Annotated in this window: 13 protein-coding genes; 10 read left to right on the forward strand and 3 right to left on the reverse strand. The window is 46.8% G+C overall.

What is annotated here, in order from left to right; genetic code table 11:
• Nucleotide 1 precedes the first annotated feature (1 nt).
• Nucleotides 2–934 (forward strand): tRNA-dihydrouridine synthase family protein, encoded by a 933-nt coding sequence (locus tag HMPREF0999_RS15315; protein ID WP_005855693.1) that lies wholly within the window; start codon nucleotides 2–4, stop codon nucleotides 932–934.
• Here the strand turns inward: HMPREF0999_RS15315 and HMPREF0999_RS15320 are convergent.
• A complete protein-coding gene (locus HMPREF0999_RS15320; RefSeq protein WP_009276309.1) occupies nucleotides 891–5,354 on the reverse strand; it encodes a translocation/assembly module TamB domain-containing protein in 4,464 nt (1,487 codons plus the stop codon). The two genes, HMPREF0999_RS15315 and HMPREF0999_RS15320, sit on opposite strands and share 44 nt — an antisense overlap.
• A 139-nt stretch (nucleotides 5,355–5,493) precedes the next feature.
• Between HMPREF0999_RS15320 and tsaD the strand changes: the two genes are divergently transcribed.
• The gene (gene tsaD, locus HMPREF0999_RS15325) at nucleotides 5,494–6,513 is read left to right on the forward strand and encodes a tRNA (adenosine(37)-N6)-threonylcarbamoyltransferase complex transferase subunit TsaD (protein WP_008780953.1); all 1,020 of its coding nucleotides are present in this window, start codon (nucleotides 5,494–5,496) and stop codon (nucleotides 6,511–6,513) included.
• Between the two features lie 64 nt (nucleotides 6,514–6,577).
• The gene (locus HMPREF0999_RS15330; RefSeq protein ID WP_005855698.1) at nucleotides 6,578–7,114 is read left to right on the forward strand and encodes a CinA family protein; all 537 of its coding nucleotides are present in this window, start codon (nucleotides 6,578–6,580) and stop codon (nucleotides 7,112–7,114) included.
• A 12-nt stretch (nucleotides 7,115–7,126) separates the two neighbouring features.
• Here HMPREF0999_RS15330 and HMPREF0999_RS15335 read toward each other — a convergent pair whose 3' ends face one another.
• Nucleotides 7,127–8,866 carry an SGNH/GDSL hydrolase family protein gene (locus HMPREF0999_RS15335; protein ID WP_009276310.1) on the reverse strand — a complete coding sequence of 580 codons (1,740 nt, stop codon included), beginning with the start codon at nucleotides 8,864–8,866 and terminating at the stop codon, nucleotides 7,127–7,129.
• An 82-nt stretch (nucleotides 8,867–8,948) separates the two neighbouring features.
• Here HMPREF0999_RS15335 and HMPREF0999_RS15340 point away from each other — a divergent pair, with 82 nt between their 5' ends.
• From HMPREF0999_RS15340 to HMPREF0999_RS15365, 7 genes are all read left to right on the forward strand, one after another.
• Nucleotides 8,949–10,943, forward strand: a complete 1,995-nt coding sequence (locus tag HMPREF0999_RS15340; RefSeq protein ID WP_008780956.1) for a glycoside hydrolase family 97 protein — start codon at nucleotides 8,949–8,951, stop codon at nucleotides 10,941–10,943.
• A gap of 99 nt (nucleotides 10,944–11,042) precedes the next feature.
• On the forward strand, nucleotides 11,043–12,065 hold the full coding sequence (locus HMPREF0999_RS15345) for a sensor histidine kinase (RefSeq protein ID WP_009276311.1): 1,023 nt from the start codon (nucleotides 11,043–11,045) through the stop codon (nucleotides 12,063–12,065).
• Entirely contained in the window at nucleotides 12,062–12,772 is a 711-nt protein-coding gene (locus HMPREF0999_RS15350; RefSeq protein WP_009276312.1) for a LytR/AlgR family response regulator transcription factor, read from the forward strand. The genes HMPREF0999_RS15345 and HMPREF0999_RS15350 overlap by 4 nt, the downstream gene beginning before the upstream one ends.
• Before the next feature lie 129 nt (nucleotides 12,773–12,901).
• Nucleotides 12,902–13,441, forward strand: coding sequence for an NlpC/P60 family protein (locus tag HMPREF0999_RS15355; protein ID WP_009276313.1), 540 nt, complete (start codon nucleotides 12,902–12,904; stop codon nucleotides 13,439–13,441).
• A gap of 47 nt (nucleotides 13,442–13,488) precedes the next feature.
• Nucleotides 13,489–14,763, forward strand: coding sequence for a serine--tRNA ligase (serS, locus tag HMPREF0999_RS15360; protein ID WP_009276314.1), 1,275 nt, complete (start codon nucleotides 13,489–13,491; stop codon nucleotides 14,761–14,763).
• Nucleotides 14,764–14,901: 138 nt separating this feature from the next.
• Nucleotides 14,902–15,060 carry a hypothetical protein gene (locus tag HMPREF0999_RS22760; RefSeq protein ID WP_009276315.1) on the forward strand — a complete coding sequence of 53 codons (159 nt, stop codon included), beginning with the start codon at nucleotides 14,902–14,904 and terminating at the stop codon, nucleotides 15,058–15,060.
• 9 nt (nucleotides 15,061–15,069) lie between these two features.
• Entirely contained in the window at nucleotides 15,070–15,606 is a 537-nt protein-coding gene (locus HMPREF0999_RS15365; protein WP_009276316.1) for a GNAT family N-acetyltransferase, read from the forward strand.
• Between the two features lie 104 nt (nucleotides 15,607–15,710).
• Here the strand turns inward: HMPREF0999_RS15365 and HMPREF0999_RS15370 are convergent, their stop codons facing one another.
• Nucleotides 15,711–18,179, reverse strand: coding sequence for a DsrE/DsrF/DrsH-like family protein (locus HMPREF0999_RS15370; protein WP_009276317.1), 2,469 nt, complete (start codon nucleotides 18,177–18,179; stop codon nucleotides 15,711–15,713).
• Between the last annotated feature and the right edge of the window lies 1 nt (nucleotide 18,180).

Genomic DNA, 18,180 nt, shown 5'->3' on the forward strand with positions numbered 1-18,180 from the left:
TATGGCAGTCATTCATTTCGCTCCTTTGCAAGGATATACGGATTCGGTTTATAGAGAGGCGCATACCCGAGTATTCGGGGGCGTAGATACCTATTATACTCCTTTCGTAAGGATAGAGAAAGGTGGTTTCCGGAATAAGGACTTGAAGGATATCGCTTGCGATAGAAATAGGCAGGTACATGTCGTACCGCAATTGATCGCTTCCACACCAGACGAGTTTCGGCCGATCGTGCGTTTATTCCAAGAGAATGGATACAAGGAAGCGGATATTAATTTAGGATGCCCTTTCCCTATGCAGGTCCGTGCGCATAGAGGCTCGGGACTTTTGCGGTACAAGGAAGAGGCCGAGTCTTTATTACGTACGATTGAGGAGTTCCCGGATATTTCTTTTTCTATGAAAATGCGTTTGGGGTGGGAGTGTACCGACGAGTCATTCGTGCTTCTTTCCTTATTAAATAAGTTACCTTTGAAGCATATAACCTTGCATCCCCGGTTAGGGATACAGCAATATAAAGGAGCTATCGATTGGGATGGATTCTCTCGTTTTTATGATGAATGTGAACTTCCCTTATATTATAATGGAGATTTAGTGGGGCTGGAAGATATCCGAGGAATAAAGGAGCGTTTTCCGGGGCTTGCCGGGATCATGCTGGGACGAGGGTTATTGGCCTCTCCTTGGCTGGCCACTGAGTTTGTGTCCGGACAGGTCTTGACCGTGAATGAGAGGCGGGATAAACTAGTCATGTTCCATGAGTCGTTGATGGATGAATATGCTGCCCGGTTGGAAGGTGGCGAGCATCAGGTATTATCTAAAATGAAGACAATCTGGGATTATCTTTTGCCGGAGGCCGATAAAAGGCTTCGCAAGAAAGTATTGAAAAGTACTTCCCTTACTTCTTATCAGTCGGCAGTGAAAGATTTGTTGAGTCTTTGACTACGGGAGGGACATTCGTAGAGTCTTTGGGGATCAAGGGTAAAAGAGGCCTCTTTCTTCTCCTGAAAATCTCAGAGAAGTTCGTGAAGTCTTTCCGGTACATGATACCTACACCTTGTATGGTTAATGCTTGCTTCAGGCCGAAATACATATCTCTGGCATGGTTATAAGCCTTTAGCCGGATCTCACCGGAGGGGGTCAACTTATATTCTAGGTCGAACTCTCCGATAAAAGTGTTATTTTTGCCTGTAGTGACCGTATTTCTCATACCGAAATTACCATTGATCAATAAGCGGTTGTTTAGCAACTGGCTGGATAATATCATCTCATATTCCGTGTCTTCCTTGAAACCGTCCTGTCCCGCTCGTATGTTTGTCCCTATTTGTACTTTATCCGTGAAACTACCTAATAGATTGGATAATTGCGCTGAGATAGCGGATGAAGCCACGGCGTTTAACTCGCTAGACTTATAACTCGTTTGGGCATATTCTGGTGTGTAGAATTTATTTAACACCAGCAAATAAACAATTTGCCGAGTCATCATATCCTCTGTGTCTATAAACGCTTCGACTTGACGCTCTAATTCCTCGTTAGAGTTCGGAAATTCTAAGTCGAAGGAAATAGACGGGCTGCGCAATGCGCCTTTAAGGTTTAAGACGCAATTGACGGGTATGTTTGTTCGAGAACTTTCTTGTAAGAGACTCTGATCCAAGTCTCCGATATTTGCGGTCAGATTGTAGATCGCATTGATATCCATATGGGCATTAAAGGGATCGCCACGGAAATTGATCGTGCTACCGTCTCTGATCTTAAAGTCTTTATGGATGATTTGCTGTAAGCTGAAATTATAGTTTCCTTGTACGATATTCACGTCGCCATACATACGAAGATCACTTCTTGTTCCATATTGTATTTGTAAACTTCCACTGGCGTTTCCTTTGATACGGTCTCCCGCTATCGGGTCCATGATTAGCTCTATATCGGCATCGGGTGTGATATCAAGGAGGAAGTTCATTCGTAGCTCGGCTCCCTCGTCTGTCTCGTGTACGATATTCAATGGGTGTGTGGACGTGGAATCTACGTTAGCGGCCAACTTGCTTTTATCGACGAACGTGATAAAATCATAGTCCGTAGCCGAGTTCTTATTCATGAAGTCCAGATAAATAGCGGTCTTAGGTTCGCTTTTCATATTAATATCAAAGTCGATCAACTTACCGTTACCCTTGATCTGCGCCGTTCCACTGGCGAATACAGTTCCGTAAATCAGCGGATTCTTTTTCTGGTTGGCGTTATACATCAACATATTATTGCCTTGCACGTTTACGAGGAAGCTATAATCCCGGAAATGCAAATGGTTGAACTTGAGGCTGACTTTCCCTAGGTTGCCGAATTGATCCTTGACCGTGATATTCCGTAAATTGACGGATGTAGAGTCAAGGTGGACGGAATCGGAGAAGGTATAATACGTATCCAAGAAATCAACGCCTACCCCTCCATCCATGACATAGGCATCTCCCTCGACATTCAGCTCCTTAAAGGGGCCGTGCAAATGTATACTTCCGAATCCCCGGCCTTGCAAGTTCTTTACGACCGTATCGACAAAGGGCTGCAAGAAAGCTAGATTGATATCATTGGCATCGAAATACAAGGATAGCCCCGCATTGGGTCCGACCGGGAATACATAGCCGTTTACATCCGTCCAAGTGCTGTCGTTCTTGTAGATGCTTCCCAGCATAAGGATACCTTTCTGTGCGTCGTCCCATTCGCTGAAGAGATTGAGGCGACCCAAGGGGGTTTGGTTGAATGAGAAATTCTTTACTTCCAGATCCGTGTTTAGCATACGGCTATTGAATAAATCATTCACGTAGAACTTACCGGTAGCCTCACCTCCGAATTGCAAGACTGGGATATTCAATACGTCGAAGACATAACTCAGCTCTATTTGCTTCAAGTCTACCAATAAAGTATCTGCCGGATCTTTTGAGATCGTCCCTTCCATAGATAAATACTGGGTCTCATGATCTACCCGGAAATGCTCGATACCGATCTTGCCCTCACGAATCGTTATATTCGCCGGATTGATGGTCCAGAGCGTGTCTTTAATAATGAGGGGGCTTTTATTCAACGTGACTTCCGTACGTAACTTGGCCGGCCCTTTCTCGCTTTCCTCTTCGACAAAAAGGGTAGAGGCGGAGATGTCGGCCTTAAATAACCGCTCTTTATTATTCGCCCAGCCAATCAGGGTGTTCACCAGATTATCTTTAGCGTCTGCTTTGATATCAAGGTAGTTACGCAGTCCCTTGTCGTTATAATTAATCGTTTTTAATTGTAGGTTTACCTTATCGTTCGGATTGTCGCAAACCAAGTAGCCGGATTCGAACATGGATTTCCCGAGATTGAACTTCGGAAGCCACGCCTCGATACGGAACTTATTATAAATATTATTATAATGTCCCGTGATCCGTCCGGGTTGCACCATCGTGAACGGTAGTTTTAATGTCGTAGAAAGCGCTTCCGTATTCTCGATCGTTAATAGGAGGGCGAAGTTATTCTCTTTCACGATTTGTTTTTTCTGGGTCGTGTTGATCAAGGCTGGCACATATCCCTTGAACGTATTCATAAGGCTGGGGATTAGCGTGTTGAATGAGTAAGACCCGGTGACCTCTCCATTCAAGATATCGGACGTTATGGTTAATTGCCGGTCGAGACTATGCCCCGAGGCAACTACTTCGAATTTCTTAAGGAAGAAGCTGCTGGGAGTGGTCTCGAAAGAAAGACTGTCCAACGTGATGCTACCTTCCAGATTATCGATATTATCTCCGGTGAAATCCGCGTTTAAAGCCAAGGAGATATTCGGCGCCTCATATTTGTCTGTCAGGTTCAATCGGTCCGGCCGGAAATGATCGAGGCGGGCGGTGAAATTAAACAAGGAGTTTTGCCCTTGGTGCTGGAAGATGCCTTGGGCGTGTAACTCGCCATTGGGATCGTTTACATGGATAGTCCCATCGAAACTACTCTTCCTGAAATTACCGGAAAGATTTATATCCTTGTATTTATAAGCTTTATAATCGAACTCCTTGACTTGTGCTTGGATATTTCCGGAGAAATTTCCGCCAACAGGTCTACGGGTATCGATATTGATGTCGAAGCGAGCCTCCCCGAAAGGATTATTCTCACCAAATAACTCATGGAGCCGCAAGTTGCTGGAGGCGATGCGTCCCCGTAGGTAAGCGGCTATATTCTTATCCTTGTTGCTACCGAATATCAAGTCTGTCTGTATGGAGCCGATGGAAGACGATAATTTTCCGAAAGCGACTAGGTTATCAAAAAAGCCTGATATCTCGCCCGTGAAATTGATCGTCCCCAATTTGACGACCGGGGCCGGGAGACTCTTCGGACGCTCATTGAAGTTATTGGCCAGACTGGAGATGCCGTCTGTCGTGATATACATCTTATTCACCTTCCCTAAAAGATACGTTTCCTCAGGATAGGTGATGTTTTTCAGTTCCATCTGGCCGATAAACAGCATCTTATCGCTATACTTCAAGGTGAGGCGCTTCAAGTTAAAATTATTGATGTAGCCGTTTGCCTCGGCCGATAACTCAATCGTGTCGGCGAAGTTCTTGAACGCCGGGACGAAAGGGGATAAGTCTTTCAGGCAGATTTGCGAAGGTGTTATATTCAAATCGATCGGAGCGTTGTTCAAGAGAGCGGGAAGGCTATCGATCTCGCTTAAATCGATCCGGGCACGCCCGATCTTCAAGTTTGTCTGCGGCAAGCGTACCTCGAAGTCCTGCACGAAAGCGCTATCCCGGTTCCCGACCACGTTCAGCGATAACTTATTCAAGGAGAAACCGGATGCCTCATCGAAACTCATCTTCTTGATATGGGCGTTCACGCTGTCCTTGTTAAAAGCCTTGAGGGATATCTTGGCACTCAGGTTCTTGATATCGATATGCTTGGCGTTGAACTTTCCCGGGGTCTCTTTCTCGCTATCCACGTTATAGCTGAAATTACCTCTTCGGATCATGATGGAGTTGAAACGGAGATCGATATTCTTCTCTTTCTTTATCGAATCCTTGCTGGCGAAAGCGTCGATGACGAATTGCAGGTTCAAGGGGCTTTCGGGCGTATGTTTTCGTAGGTTGAAGGAGAAACCGAACAAACGTACCGTCGTGAAGACGAACTTCCCTTCCAGTAACGGCATGATCTCGAATCCCGCCGCCACATGGTTCGCCTCGAACATGACTTTCCCGTCTTGGTCTTCCAGATAAAGCCCTTCCAGTACTAGGCGATTGAACCATTCGATATCCACGTTACCGATCTTTACGGGCACACCGAGGTGGCCGGATAACTGGGTCGTGGCTACTTCTGATACTTTGTTTTGAATATAAGGAATTCTCAGTAAGATGCCCGGCAACGCATAGAATATCCAGAATAATGTAAGCAGGGTAATGATTATGTATTTAAGTCCTCTGATATCTTTTCTATTTATTTAGCGCAAATCTACAACAATATCGCGATAGATTTCGTTAATTCGCGGAAAAAAGAATGAAGATATGAGTATAACGATATTAGGAATCGAGTCTTCTTGCGATGACACTTCCTCTTCGGTGATCCGTGACGGCGTGATGCTGTCCAACGTAATAGCCAGTCAAGCCGTTCATGAGGCCTATGGCGGGGTTGTCCCCGAGTTGGCTTCCCGTGCCCATCAGCAGAATATTATTCCGGTAGTAGCCGAGGCCATCAAGCGTGCCGGCATTGATAAGTCCGAGTTGAGTGCCGTGGCGTTTACTCGTGGACCGGGTTTGATGGGTTCTTTATTGGTCGGGACCTCGTTCACCAAGGGTTTGGCCGCTTCCTTGGATATCCCGATGATCGAGGTCAATCACTTACAGGCTCACGTGTTGGCTCATTTTATCAAGGAGACTCCGGACGATGACCATGCTCCCTCGTTTCCTTTCCTTTGCTTGTTGGTTTCGGGCGGTAACTCGCAAATCATAAAGGTGAACGCTTATAATGATATGGAGGTGATCGGCCAGACGATCGACGACGCCGCAGGAGAGGCTTTCGACAAATGCGCTAAGGTGATGGGACTGGGTTATCCTGGTGGCCCAGTCGTGAATCGTTTGGCGAACGAGGGTAATCCGAATGCCTTTACGTTCAGCAAGCCGCATATCCCCGGATATGATTATAGCTTCAGTGGCCTGAAGACCTCCTTTTTATATACCTTGCGTGATCATTTGAAAGATGATCCGGATTTTATTGAGAAGAACAAGCGAGACCTATGCGCTTCCTTGCAAGCTACGGTAATCGATATCTTGATGAGTAAATTGCGTAAGGCTGCGAAGGATTTGCATATAAAGGAAGTAGCTGTCGCCGGAGGTGTATCGGCCAATTCCGGTTTGCGTGAGGCATTCTTGGATCACGCAAAACGTTATGGCTGGAAAGTGCATATCCCGAAGTTCTCGTTCACCACGGATAACGCCGCTATGGTAGCTATCACGGGATATTATAAGTATATGGATAAGGAGTTCTGTCCGATGGATGCCGCTCCTTTTTCTAGGGTTGTCTTATAGGAAAAGATAGTTTTGCTATAGAGAAACAAAAGTTTCTTCTAGGGAAAACAAAAGTTTCTTCCTAATGAAACTATTGTTTTCCCATAATGAAACTCCTAGTATCATTATAACAATGGAAGTAGATGATTTACCAATAGAGTTAGAGGTAGCGGACGCACTCAAATCAGGACACCTGATGATGGGTACGGCAGAGAGTTGTACAGGCGGAAAGATTGCCAGCATGATAACCTCCATGGCGGGCAGCTCGGAATACTTCACCGGGGGCGTGGTAGCCTATTGCAACGAGGTGAAGCATCATGTGCTCGGTGTCTCCGAGGCGGACTTGAACACTTTCGGGGCCGTAAGCCAGCCGGTCGTGGAGCAGATGGCCCGTGGGACTATGCGGGTATTGGGATGTGATTGTGCCGTCGCTACCTCCGGGATCGCCGGGCCGGGAGGCGGGACTCCCTCGAAACCGGTGGGAACGGTATGGATTGCCGCCGCTTATAAGGAGAGGATTCTCTCCGAGTGCTATCATTTCGGGGAGAATCCTCGTATGGAGAACATTCGCTTGTCGGCAGAGGCGGCGTTGCGTATGTTGCTCGGATTGATTCGTGAGTAAAGGGACTATCGCTTAATGGGCGATCTCGTCCACGATTCGTTTATAGCCTTCCTCGTTCGGGTGTAATCCGTCTGAGAATAAGGATTCGTTTATCTTGCCGTCTTCCTGAAGCAACTTCGTACCCGGGTTCTTGAACGTGTACCATCCGGTCTCGGCTATTTGACGGATGCGGAGATTGAGATTCCTTACCCGTTCTTCTTGGTTACGGCGGGGCAAGATGCCGATTACCTTGATCTTGGCCTCCGGCTGCCGTTGCCTGATGGCGGAAAGCAAGAAACGAATGCCTTCCACGATCTCGTTGTCATTGTTGATTCCGATGTTATTCGTGCCGATCATCAATACTACTTCCTCAGCCTTGTATCCATCCAATTCACCATGATAGACTCTCCAAAGTACGTTCTCGATACGGTCGAAACCATATCCGAGATTGTGGAACCCAGCCGGACGCATGATTTTCTCCCATGTTTCCATACCTCGCACGGACGGTCCTTTGGGCTCTCCTCCCCAGAAATGCGTGATGGAATTACCTAAGATCACCCGTCGAGGCGGGTTGCTTTGATTCAGCGAGAGAATATCCCGGTGACGTTTTTGCCATTCGTAATTATTGGGTTCCCGGCGCTGGGTGACAGGCATTGTGGTAGAGAGGTCTCCTTTGGGGATGCGTAATATCTCCCGTACTTTCCGCTCTACGGCGTTCGCCTGTGTTTCCATGCCCCAGTCGGAAGGATGGACGTAATCTACCCAAGCATCCGGGTGCAGTCCCAGCTCTTCTCGTGTAAGGTAGTAGATATCTTTTATCCCTTGTGCCTGCAATTCCTCGAATGCTTTTTTAGCTCCTTCGTTCATGCGCACATAATCTTGTAGCTTCGTATCGTCGGCGAGTGCGTTGCTATATCCGGCATGCTCCACCAATAAGATCGGAGAGGAGTGGGTGGCACGTATTTGCTTGACTGCGTCCGATACGAGTTGCGTGATCTCATCTTTGCTCTTTGGCGTGAGGTTGGGCAGGCAGTCAAGGATATAAAGGCGTGCGTCTATCTCACAAATAAAATCCAATACCTCTTTCTCTAAACGTCCGTTACCGGAGAAGCCTAGGTTGATAAGCGGATATCCCAGTGAACGCTGCAAGATCGTGCCCCAAGTCATGCCCGGACGGGAGGCGCATGCGCCTTGGGCGATCGAGGTTCCGTATAAAAGAATCGGTTTCTCGGGCGATACGGGGATAAACGTAAGCTCATCGTTTTCGGGCACGCCGATTTCCAACCACTTTATCGTATTATAAGGAGGCAGGTAGAGGCGGAACTCATAGCCCCTGTCATGATATATATCTTTGCCTATGTTCGTATAATGGTATTGAAGCGTATCTCCGGAAGGATAACCGCCGAAATAAAATCTCCATTGGCCATCACTATCGATACTATATATATCTACACCGGATACGCCTGTCGTGGGCATATGTGGCATATTCAGCGGTCCGCTTACTTGATAGCGTACTTTTAGTTCAGGGGCGTTGCTGAAAAAATGAATCGCCAAACCGGCGGAATTGCGGGATAAATCCCAGACGGGTTTACGTACCTTGCCTTCGGCTCTTTGGGGAAGCCGGACGTAGCTGTCTCCGATCTCTTCGGTCCATCCTTGGTTTTGTATGACAGGGAATCCGCATTCGAGCGGGTTGAGCCATTTCCATTGTGCGTGGGCGGATAGAGCCGTGAGGCATACGAGCGTTAAGAAGATTTTGTGAAGTCTCATCATTCTGGTATTATTTGTTTTTTGTTATGAATATGACAAAGATAATATATATTTGTATTCATAAACAAACTTAAATCAATAAACCATGAGTAAAAACATTCTATTTGCTTTTCTCTTTTTAATGGGCGCTATCCCGTCGATCGCCCAGAAGAATTACCAAGTCCAGTCTCCAAACCGGGATATAAAGGTGGAGGTTACGGTAGCCGATAAAGTCACTTTCGCTATCGTACAGGATCATTCGGAGGTGATGAATTCTGCCGTATCTATGACTTTACAAGGAGGTGAGGTACTTGGCGCTAACCCGAAAGTCTTGAAAGTGACGAAGACCTCGGTAGACAAGGAGATACCCTCTCCGTTCTATAAGAAGGACGTAGTAAAGGATATCTATAATGAGATGCAAATCTCGTTCCGGGGAAACTACGGGCTGGTTTTTAGGGTGTATAACGATGGAGTCGCTTACCGTTTCACGACGAAAAGAAAGGAACCGATCGTTATTGCCGATGAGGAGGCCGTCTATAATTTTCCCTCGGATTATAAGACATTCACCGCTTACGTGAATAGTACGAAGCCGACGTTCGAGGAGCAATTTTTCAATTCCTTCGAGCAGCCCTACGCAAACGAGACGATCACTGGCCTGAATGATAAACGCCTGAAGATCCTGCCTCTTTTGGTGGATCTGGGAGATGGTCGCAAGATCTGTATCACGGAAGCCGATCTGGAGGATTTCCCCGGGATGTTCTTGAATAACGAGACGGGAAAACCTTCCTTTAAAGCGGTTCATGCGCCTTATCCGAAAGTGAAGGAGCAAGGTGGCCATAATCAGTTACAGATGTTGGTGAAAGAGCGTGAGAACTATATCGCCAAAACATCCGGAACCCGTTCTTTCCCTTGGCGTGCGTTTATAATCTCCCGGAATGATAAGGAGTTGGCCGATTGCGATATGGTCTACCGTCTGGCTTCTCCCTCCCGGGTAAACGATATCTCTTGGATCAAGCCGGGTAAGGTGGCTTGGGATTGGTGGAACGACTGGAATCTATACGGTGTGGATTTCCGTGCCGGAATCAATAATCCCACCTATAAATATTATATAGACTTCGCCGCCGAGCATGGTATCGAGTACGTAATCTTGGATGAGGGCTGGGCCGTGAACCTGCAAGCGGACATGATGCAAGTAATACCGGAGATCGATCTTCAAGAATTGGTGGATTACGGTAAATCCAAGAATGTCGGTATTATCCTTTGGGCAGGTTATTGGGCTTTCGCCCGTGATATGGAGAATGTCGTGAAGCATTATTCGGATATGGGCGTGAAAGGCTTCAAGGTGGATTTCTTGGATCGTGACGATCAGGAAATGGTGAACTTTGTTTATAAAGCCTCCGAGGTATGCGCTAAATATAAGATGCTAGTGGATTTCCATGGCGTATTCAAGCCGACAGGTCTTCAACGGACCTATCCGAACGTGTTGAACTATGAGGGTGTGAATGGTTTGGAGCAAATGAAGTGGTCTTCCGAGAAGGAGTTCGATATGGTGACGTATGATGTCACGATCCCATTTATCCGTATGATCGCCGGCCCGATGGATTATACGCAAGGTGCTATGCGTAACGCCGCCAGAGGTAATCATCGGTCGGTAAACTCGGAGCCGATGAGCCAAGGAACCCGTTGCCGCCAGTTGGCTACTTACGTGATCTTCGAGTCTCCTTTCAATATGCTGTGCGATGCCCCGTCTAATTATAGGAGGGAAAAGGAATGTACGGAGTTTATCTCTAACATTCCGACCATCTGGGATGAGACGGTCTCATTGGCTGGAAAGGTCTCCGAGTATGTAGCGATCGCCCGCCGTCATGGTAATGATTGGTATATCGGGGCGTTGACCAACTGGACGCCGAGGGAGCTGGATTTAGACCTGTCTTTCTTGGGCGAAGGTGATTATACTTTGGAATTATTCAAGGATGGCATAAATGCCGATCGTGCCGCCCGTGATTATAAGAAAGAGGTAATCCCAGTCCCGACAGATCGCAAATTAAAGATCCATATGGCTCCCGGTGGAGGCTATGCGGCTCGTATCCAGAAACGATAATTCTTTTTTCGTCTAAAGCGACCCTGCCTTTCGTCGAATAAACGCTTGCGTTCATAGGCGCAGGCGTTAGATTCGTTTACTTTTATAAAAAACGGTATTATGAAACTCACGAGGCAAGATTATATATTGGCGGGAGGACAGGCTTTATTGTGGATCACCTTATGGCTGATTCCTCCTGCGATCGATTTTTTCATACGCTTTAATCCGAGCTCGGCTTTCGAGGTGTGGAAGATTAATACGGGGTTCATTACTCCGTTGGCTATTGTTTTCACCGCTAATTTCTATGTATTGGTTCCCTATTTGCTTTATCGGGATCGGAAGATGCTCTTTGGTTTGATGAATTTGCTATTGATCACGGGGGCTAACCTATGGATATTTTCTTCTAAGGCGGATTTCCCGGACGAATGGCGTTCGGGAATGTATATGGTCGCTTTCGGAGCGTTCTTCTTACATTTGCTAGTGATTGGATGTGCCGTGGGGTTCCGTTATATCGTACGCTGGGGCGATATGCAGATGCGTTTGAAAGAGGAGCGGCAGAAAAACGCCGAGGCGGAATTGGCTTGGCTGAAGAACCAGTTGAATCCGCATTTTCTCTTTAATACCTTGAATAATATATCCAGCTTGGTCCAGATAGACCAAGATACGGCGCAAGAACGTATCGGGCAATTGAGCGATTTGCTGCGGTATACGCTCTATGAGTCGAACCATGAGCTGGTACCGGTGGAAGGCGAGATCGAGTTCATGAGCAATTACATCGAGTTGATGAGATTGCGCTGCAATGAGTTGGCTACCGTGGAAGTTGATCTGCGGATCCCGCCTAAACCGATGAGGATCGTTCCGCTCTTGTTCATCTCTTTAATAGAGAACGCCTTCAAGCATGGCGTGAATAGCCGTAAGTCGTCGTTCGTACGTATTCGCTTCAAGGCGGAAGGAGATGACCTCGTCTTTACCTGCGAGAATAGCGACCATCCGAAACCGGACGTGAACCGTAGCGGATCGGGGATCGGGATGGAGAATCTGAGGCGTAGGCTGGATCTGGCTTATCCCGGTCGTTACCGATATGATCAAGCGCTTCGGGAAAATAGTTACTTTGTTCAAATAACACTTCGAGACTGCTTATGAAAACACTGACTTGCATGATCGTAGACGATGAGCCCTTGGCGGTGAAGATGCTGGAGGACTTCGTAAGCCGTACGCCTTATCTGAGGCTGGCGGCTTCCTTCAATGATCCGGTACTGGCGCTCTCCACGTTGTGCGAGTCTCCGGTGGACGTGCTTTTCTTGGATATTCAGATGCCGGATCTGGACGGGCTGAACCTCTCCCGGATGGTACCGCCCAGTACGAGGGTGATCTTCACGACCGCCTTTAAGGAGTATGCCTTTGATAGCTATGAGGTGAATGCCCTCGATTTCCTGCTGAAGCCCATCCGATACCATAAGTTTCTCGGAGCTGCGGAGAAGGCCCGCCAATGGTTTGAGATGAATAGCGTGAAGGAGGAGAGAGGCAGCCTTTTCGTGCGGGTGGATAGCCAGTTGCGGCAGGTGGAAATCTCCCGGATATTATACGTGACGGGCTTGAAGGATTACGTGATGATCTATCTGGAAGGGGAGGCCCGTCCGCTTATCACCCACGTGACGATGAAGGCCATGGAAGAGATGCTGTCTACCGGTCGCTTTATGCGGGTACATCGTTCTTATATCGTGGCGTTGGATAAGATCCGTTCCGTTGATCGGAATAATTGCGTTTATATCGGAAAGGAGATCATCCACGTGACGGATGCCTACAAAGAGGCGTTCAACGCTTATCTGAAAGCTGCTCAACCTTCTTGAACTTGGATGCCCATTCAAAGCTCCTTACGATGGGCATTCTAACGACCTTACAATGCCCATTGTAGGAACCTTATAATGGGCATTCTAAACTTTATGTGTATATTCGTGCCTTAATTAAGAGAAAACGATATGAAGAATAGCATTCCTTTAGGGTTTATCCGGATCTTTATCCTGCTTATATGTCTGACCTCGTGCGGTAGCAAAAAACAACAAAAAGTAGCTTTGCCCGCCGATTTCAAGGGACCGAAGGAGTTGGCTCGCTTATATGGGGTACGTATCACACCGGAAGATAATATATTCTTGTACAACGAGGGGGCCCGTTGGTTGGGTGTACGTCATAAATTGGGAGGGAGTACGAAGCGGGGCGTGGATTGCTCCGGTTTCGTATCGATCGTTTATCGGGAGGTATACGGAAAACAGCTGGCTCGTTCCTCGGCGGATATGCTGAAGTATAATTGCAAGAAAGTGAGTCGTGCCAAATTGCAGGAAGGAGATCTGGTATTTTTCAAGACGGGTTGTGGCGGGAAGCGTGGCGTTCCGAATCACGTGGGGATTTACTTGAAAAATGGGCGCTTCATCCATACCAGTACTTCTAGCGGCGTGATGGTAAGTAGCCTTAGCGAACCTTATTATACAAGAACTTGGTTAACGGGTGGTAGGGTAAAATAAAATTACTAAATTCGCGTCTTAGAAAAACTATTAAACATAAATAGAATATGTTGACAATCAAATTAATCACTGAAAACACGGATGCCGTAATCCGTGGACTGGAAAAGAAACATTTTAAGGGTGCGAAAGAAAGCATCGATAAAGTGTTGGAATTGAATGATAAAAGACGTATCGCACAAAATCAATTAGATAAGAACCTAGCGGAGGTAAACGCAACCTCGAAGTCGATCGGACAATTAATGAAAGAGGGCAAGAAGGAAGAGGCGGAGGCCGCTAAGAAACATGTTTCCGAGATCAAGGAGGTGAGCAAGGCTTTGCAGGTTGAGATGGATCAGGCTGCCGAGGAGCTGCAGAACTTACTTTATACGATCCCGAACGTACCTTATGATGAGGTGCCCGAGGGTACCTCTGCGGAGGACAATGTGGTAGAGAAAATGGGAGGTATGGAAACGGAACTCCCAAAGAACGCTCTTCCGCACTGGGAATTGGCGAAGAAATATGATTTGATTGATTTCGATCTGGGTGTTAAGATCACGGGAGCAGGTTTCCCGGTCTATAAAGGACAGGGCGCTCGTTTGCAACGTGCGTTGATCAACTTCTTCTTGGATGAGGCTCGTGACGCCGGTTACTTGGAGATCATGCCGCCTACGGTGGTGAACTCGGCTTCCGGTTATGGTACGGGACAGCTTCCAGATAAGGAGGGACAGATGTATCATTGCGAGGTAGACGACCTCTATTTGATCCCGACGGCGGAGGTGCCCGTGACAAATATTTACCGGGATGTCATTCTGGATGAGAAACAGTTACCGATCAAGAATTGCGCTTATACACAATGCTTCCGTCGTGAGGCCGGATCTTATGGCAAGGATGTACGTGGTTTGAATCGTTTGCACGAATTTTCTAAGGTGGAGTTGGTTCGGATCGATAAACCGGAGCACTCTAAGCAATCTCACCAAGAGATGTTGAATCATGTGGAGGGATTACTTCAGAAGTTGGAGTTGCCGTATCGCATCCTTCGTCTTTGTGGGGGTGATATGAGTTTCACGGCTGCCCTTTGCTTTGACTTCGAGGTGTATTCCGAGGCACAACAACGCTGGTTGGAAGTTAGCTCCGTGTCCAACTTCGATACGTATCAAGCCAACCGCTTGAAATGCCGCTATCGTGACGAGAATAAGAAAACGCAACTTTGCCATACCTTGAATGGTAGTGCTTTAGCCTTGCCTCGCATCGTAGCCGCCTTATTGGAAAACAACCAAACCCCCGAAGGTATCCGCATCCCGAAAGCGTTGATCCCTTACACTGGGTTTGATATGATTAAATAAGAATGAGTGAGGCCATGTTAGGATTTTGATCTTAACATGGCTTTGTTTAAAAATCAAAGAAAGTTATTGTAAGTATATGATGCTTATTTGATTGTTATTACCTATCTTTGCCGCTATAGGACTAAAACATATAAAGCTATGGCACGACCGATTAAAGAAACTCCCGTTTTATACGGTGATGACGCTAAGCGTTTTGATGAACGAATGAAATATAATGAAACGCATAAGGCAACGGAAATAGAGAAAGAACGTATCCGTAAAGCTTATGAGTATATGAATTCAATCATGATTAAATAATTTACTACTATGCAACCAAAACATCTTAACTTGCAAATCCTTTCTGAACAGGTAGATCTACACTCTTTTAACTGTGGCGATGAAGATTTAAATGATTTCTTGATTAATAATGCGTATCAATCTATGATACACAGAATGTCATTGACTTATATACTGAAAGAAAATGAGCAGGTAGTTGCTTATTTTAGTTTGCTCTTTGATAAAATATCAAAGGAAGATACTAGGAATACGACTTCTTTTATTGAATTTAAAAGTAATAAAGGGCCCATTATGGAAGGTAAGGACTTTAAAAGTTATCCGTCACTGAAAGTTGGACGTCTAGGGGTTAACATTAGTTGCCAAAAACGTCAGTTAGGCCATTTGATACTGGATTATATAAAAAGGCTCACATTGACCCAGCAATTAGCCGGATGTCGTTTTATCACTGTGGACGCTTATCGAACAGCCTTTACTTTTTATGAGAAAAACGGCTTTGAATACTTAACCTTAAAGGATGTAAATGATCATACGAGACTGATGTATTACGATCTGTATAGGTTGCTTTGATTAAACTGTTTGTATTTTGAAGGATGAAGATAACATATAAATACGCCAATGTGACTCTTCGCTAAATATATACTGATTTAAAGGAGAGCACATTGGCGTATTTTTTAGATGAATAAGTTTACGTTCGCATCTTCCGCACGTTCCAGATAGGTGGCTACGCCTCCTAGGACAACGTTATCCATCAGTTCTTCTTTTTTGACGCCCATTACGTCCATACTCATCGTGCAGGCGATCATCTCGATACCATTCTCTACGGCTTGTGCCATAAGGCTTTCCAAGCTGTCGATCCGTTTCTTCCTCATGATAAGGCGCATCATCCAACTGCCGGCTCCACCCATATTCATTTTAGATAGTTTCAGCTTTTCGCTATTTGCCGGAAGCATCCAGCCAAACATCTTGCCGAAGATATCTTTTGATACGGCAGGTTTTTCCCGTTTCTTAATCACGTTAAGCCCCCAGAAAGTAAAGAACATAGTCACCTTCTTTCCGGTGGAGGCAGCCCCGTTCGCTATGACGAATGAGGCCAACGCCTTATCGAGGTCATCGCTGAAAACGATCAATGTCTTGTTGTCGGCACTATTACCACCTGTCGCTATTTTGCATTCAGCTTTTTTTTTTCGTACCGTGGCGGCGATCGTACCTCCCTTATTTTCCAGAGAGACTAACTCTGCCCCGGTTATCTTGCACCATGAAGAGACATCTTTCCCGAAAGCCTGATCCGTTGCGGTGATTTCCAAAGACTCATCTTCCCGCAAGTTCTCATAGTTTTTTTTCAGCTGCATGATCGGTCCCGGACACATTAATCCGCAAGCGTCTACCTTAATCGCCGTAGCTGCCGGAGTCGATTTGCAAGAGCTACTTTTACCAGATGCCTTATCAGAAACAGCTTCGGACGAACAAGGTGCGCAGGCTGGCTCATTCTTGATCTTTGCTGTCGCTACATTCCAAGTCTTGTAACCACCGGATAGATTTCGGACATTCGTGAAGCCATTTTGAGTCAGGATGCGATAAGCCAAATAGCCCCTTAATCCAACAGCGCAAGTTACTACGATCGGTGTATCCTTAGGCAGTTCCGCCAAATGTTCTCTTAACTCATCAACCGGTATATTGATGAAGCCGGGGATTGTCCCTAAGCTGTACTCGTCACGGGTACGGACATCGATACGTACGGTATCTGGCGATAAGTTCTGGATCTCTCTCCACTGGATCGCTTTCGCTTTTCCCGTAAGTAGGTTCTCCGCTACGAACCCGGCCATATTTACGGGATCTTTAGCGGCTGAATAAGGAGGAGCATACGCATGTTCCAACTCCGTCAGGTCATAGACCGTACCTTTCCGCTGGATAACTTGCGCTAACATCTCGATCCGTTTGTCTACGCCTCCGAAACCTACGACTTGCGCCCCTAACAGTCGTCCGTCTTCCGGTGCGAACAATATCTTGATCGATAAAGGCACGGCTCCCGGGTAATATCCCGCATGCGAGGCTCCATGCGTATAGGAGGATTGATAAGCGATTCCTTCCCGTTTCAACAGCTTAGCGTTAGCTCCCGCCGTGGCGACCGTCAAGTCGAATACCTTGGCGATAGAGGTTCCCATCGTCCCGTCATAAGTTTCCTTATTGCCGGATACGATATTATCGGCTACGATACGTCCTTGCTTATTCGCTGGACCCGCCAATGGGATCAAGGCTGGTTTGCCTGTCACGAGGTGGCGTACTTCCACGGCATCTCCCAACGCATAAATATCCGGGTTCGAGGTCTGCATATATTCATTGACAGCGATACCGCCGAGTGCTCCGATCGTAAGTCCCGCTTCCTTGGCCAATCGGGTTTCCGGACGGACACCGATACTCAATAAAACCATATCCGCCGGGATTTGCTTCCCACTTTTCAAATGAACGGTCACGCCTCCAGAAATCTCCTCGAAACGAGATACGCCATCTTCCAGCATCAAGCCTACCTGCTTGCCGATCAATTGCTGATGTACGATAGCGGCCATGGAATAGTCGAGGGGTGCCATCACTTGGTTAGCCATTTCCACGACGGTGACGTGGATACCCAGCTCATGCAAATTCTCCGCCATCTCCAAGCCGATGAAACCACCCCCTACAACAACGGCGGTACGGGGCTTTTCCGTGTTCACGTAATTCTTGATCGTGTCCGTATCCGGCACGTTACGTAACGTGAATATCTTTTTACTCTCGATTCCTTCGATGCGTGGACGCAAAGGCTCCGCACCGGGAGAGAGCACTAGTTTATCGTAAGTCTCCGTGTAGGTTTCTCCTGTGCCGAGTTTCTTTACCTCCACTTGCTTGGATTCGGGAAGGAGTCGGGTTGCTTCCTGCTCCGTACGGATATCGATGCGGAATCGATCCGTGAAGCCTTTCACGGTTTGTACGAATAATTTATTCCGGTCGTTGATCGTGTCTCCTATATAATAAGGTAATCCACAGTTTGCGTAAGAAACATATTTTCCACGTTCGAAAAGGATGATTTCCGCTTTCTCGTCCATTCTACGCAGCCGGGCTGCTACGGTAGCTCCACCGGCTACACCTCCAATAATCAAGTACTTCATA

Source organism: Parabacteroides sp. D25, assembly GCF_000307475.1.
Lineage (GTDB): Bacteria > Bacteroidota > Bacteroidia > Bacteroidales > Tannerellaceae > Parabacteroides > Parabacteroides distasonis.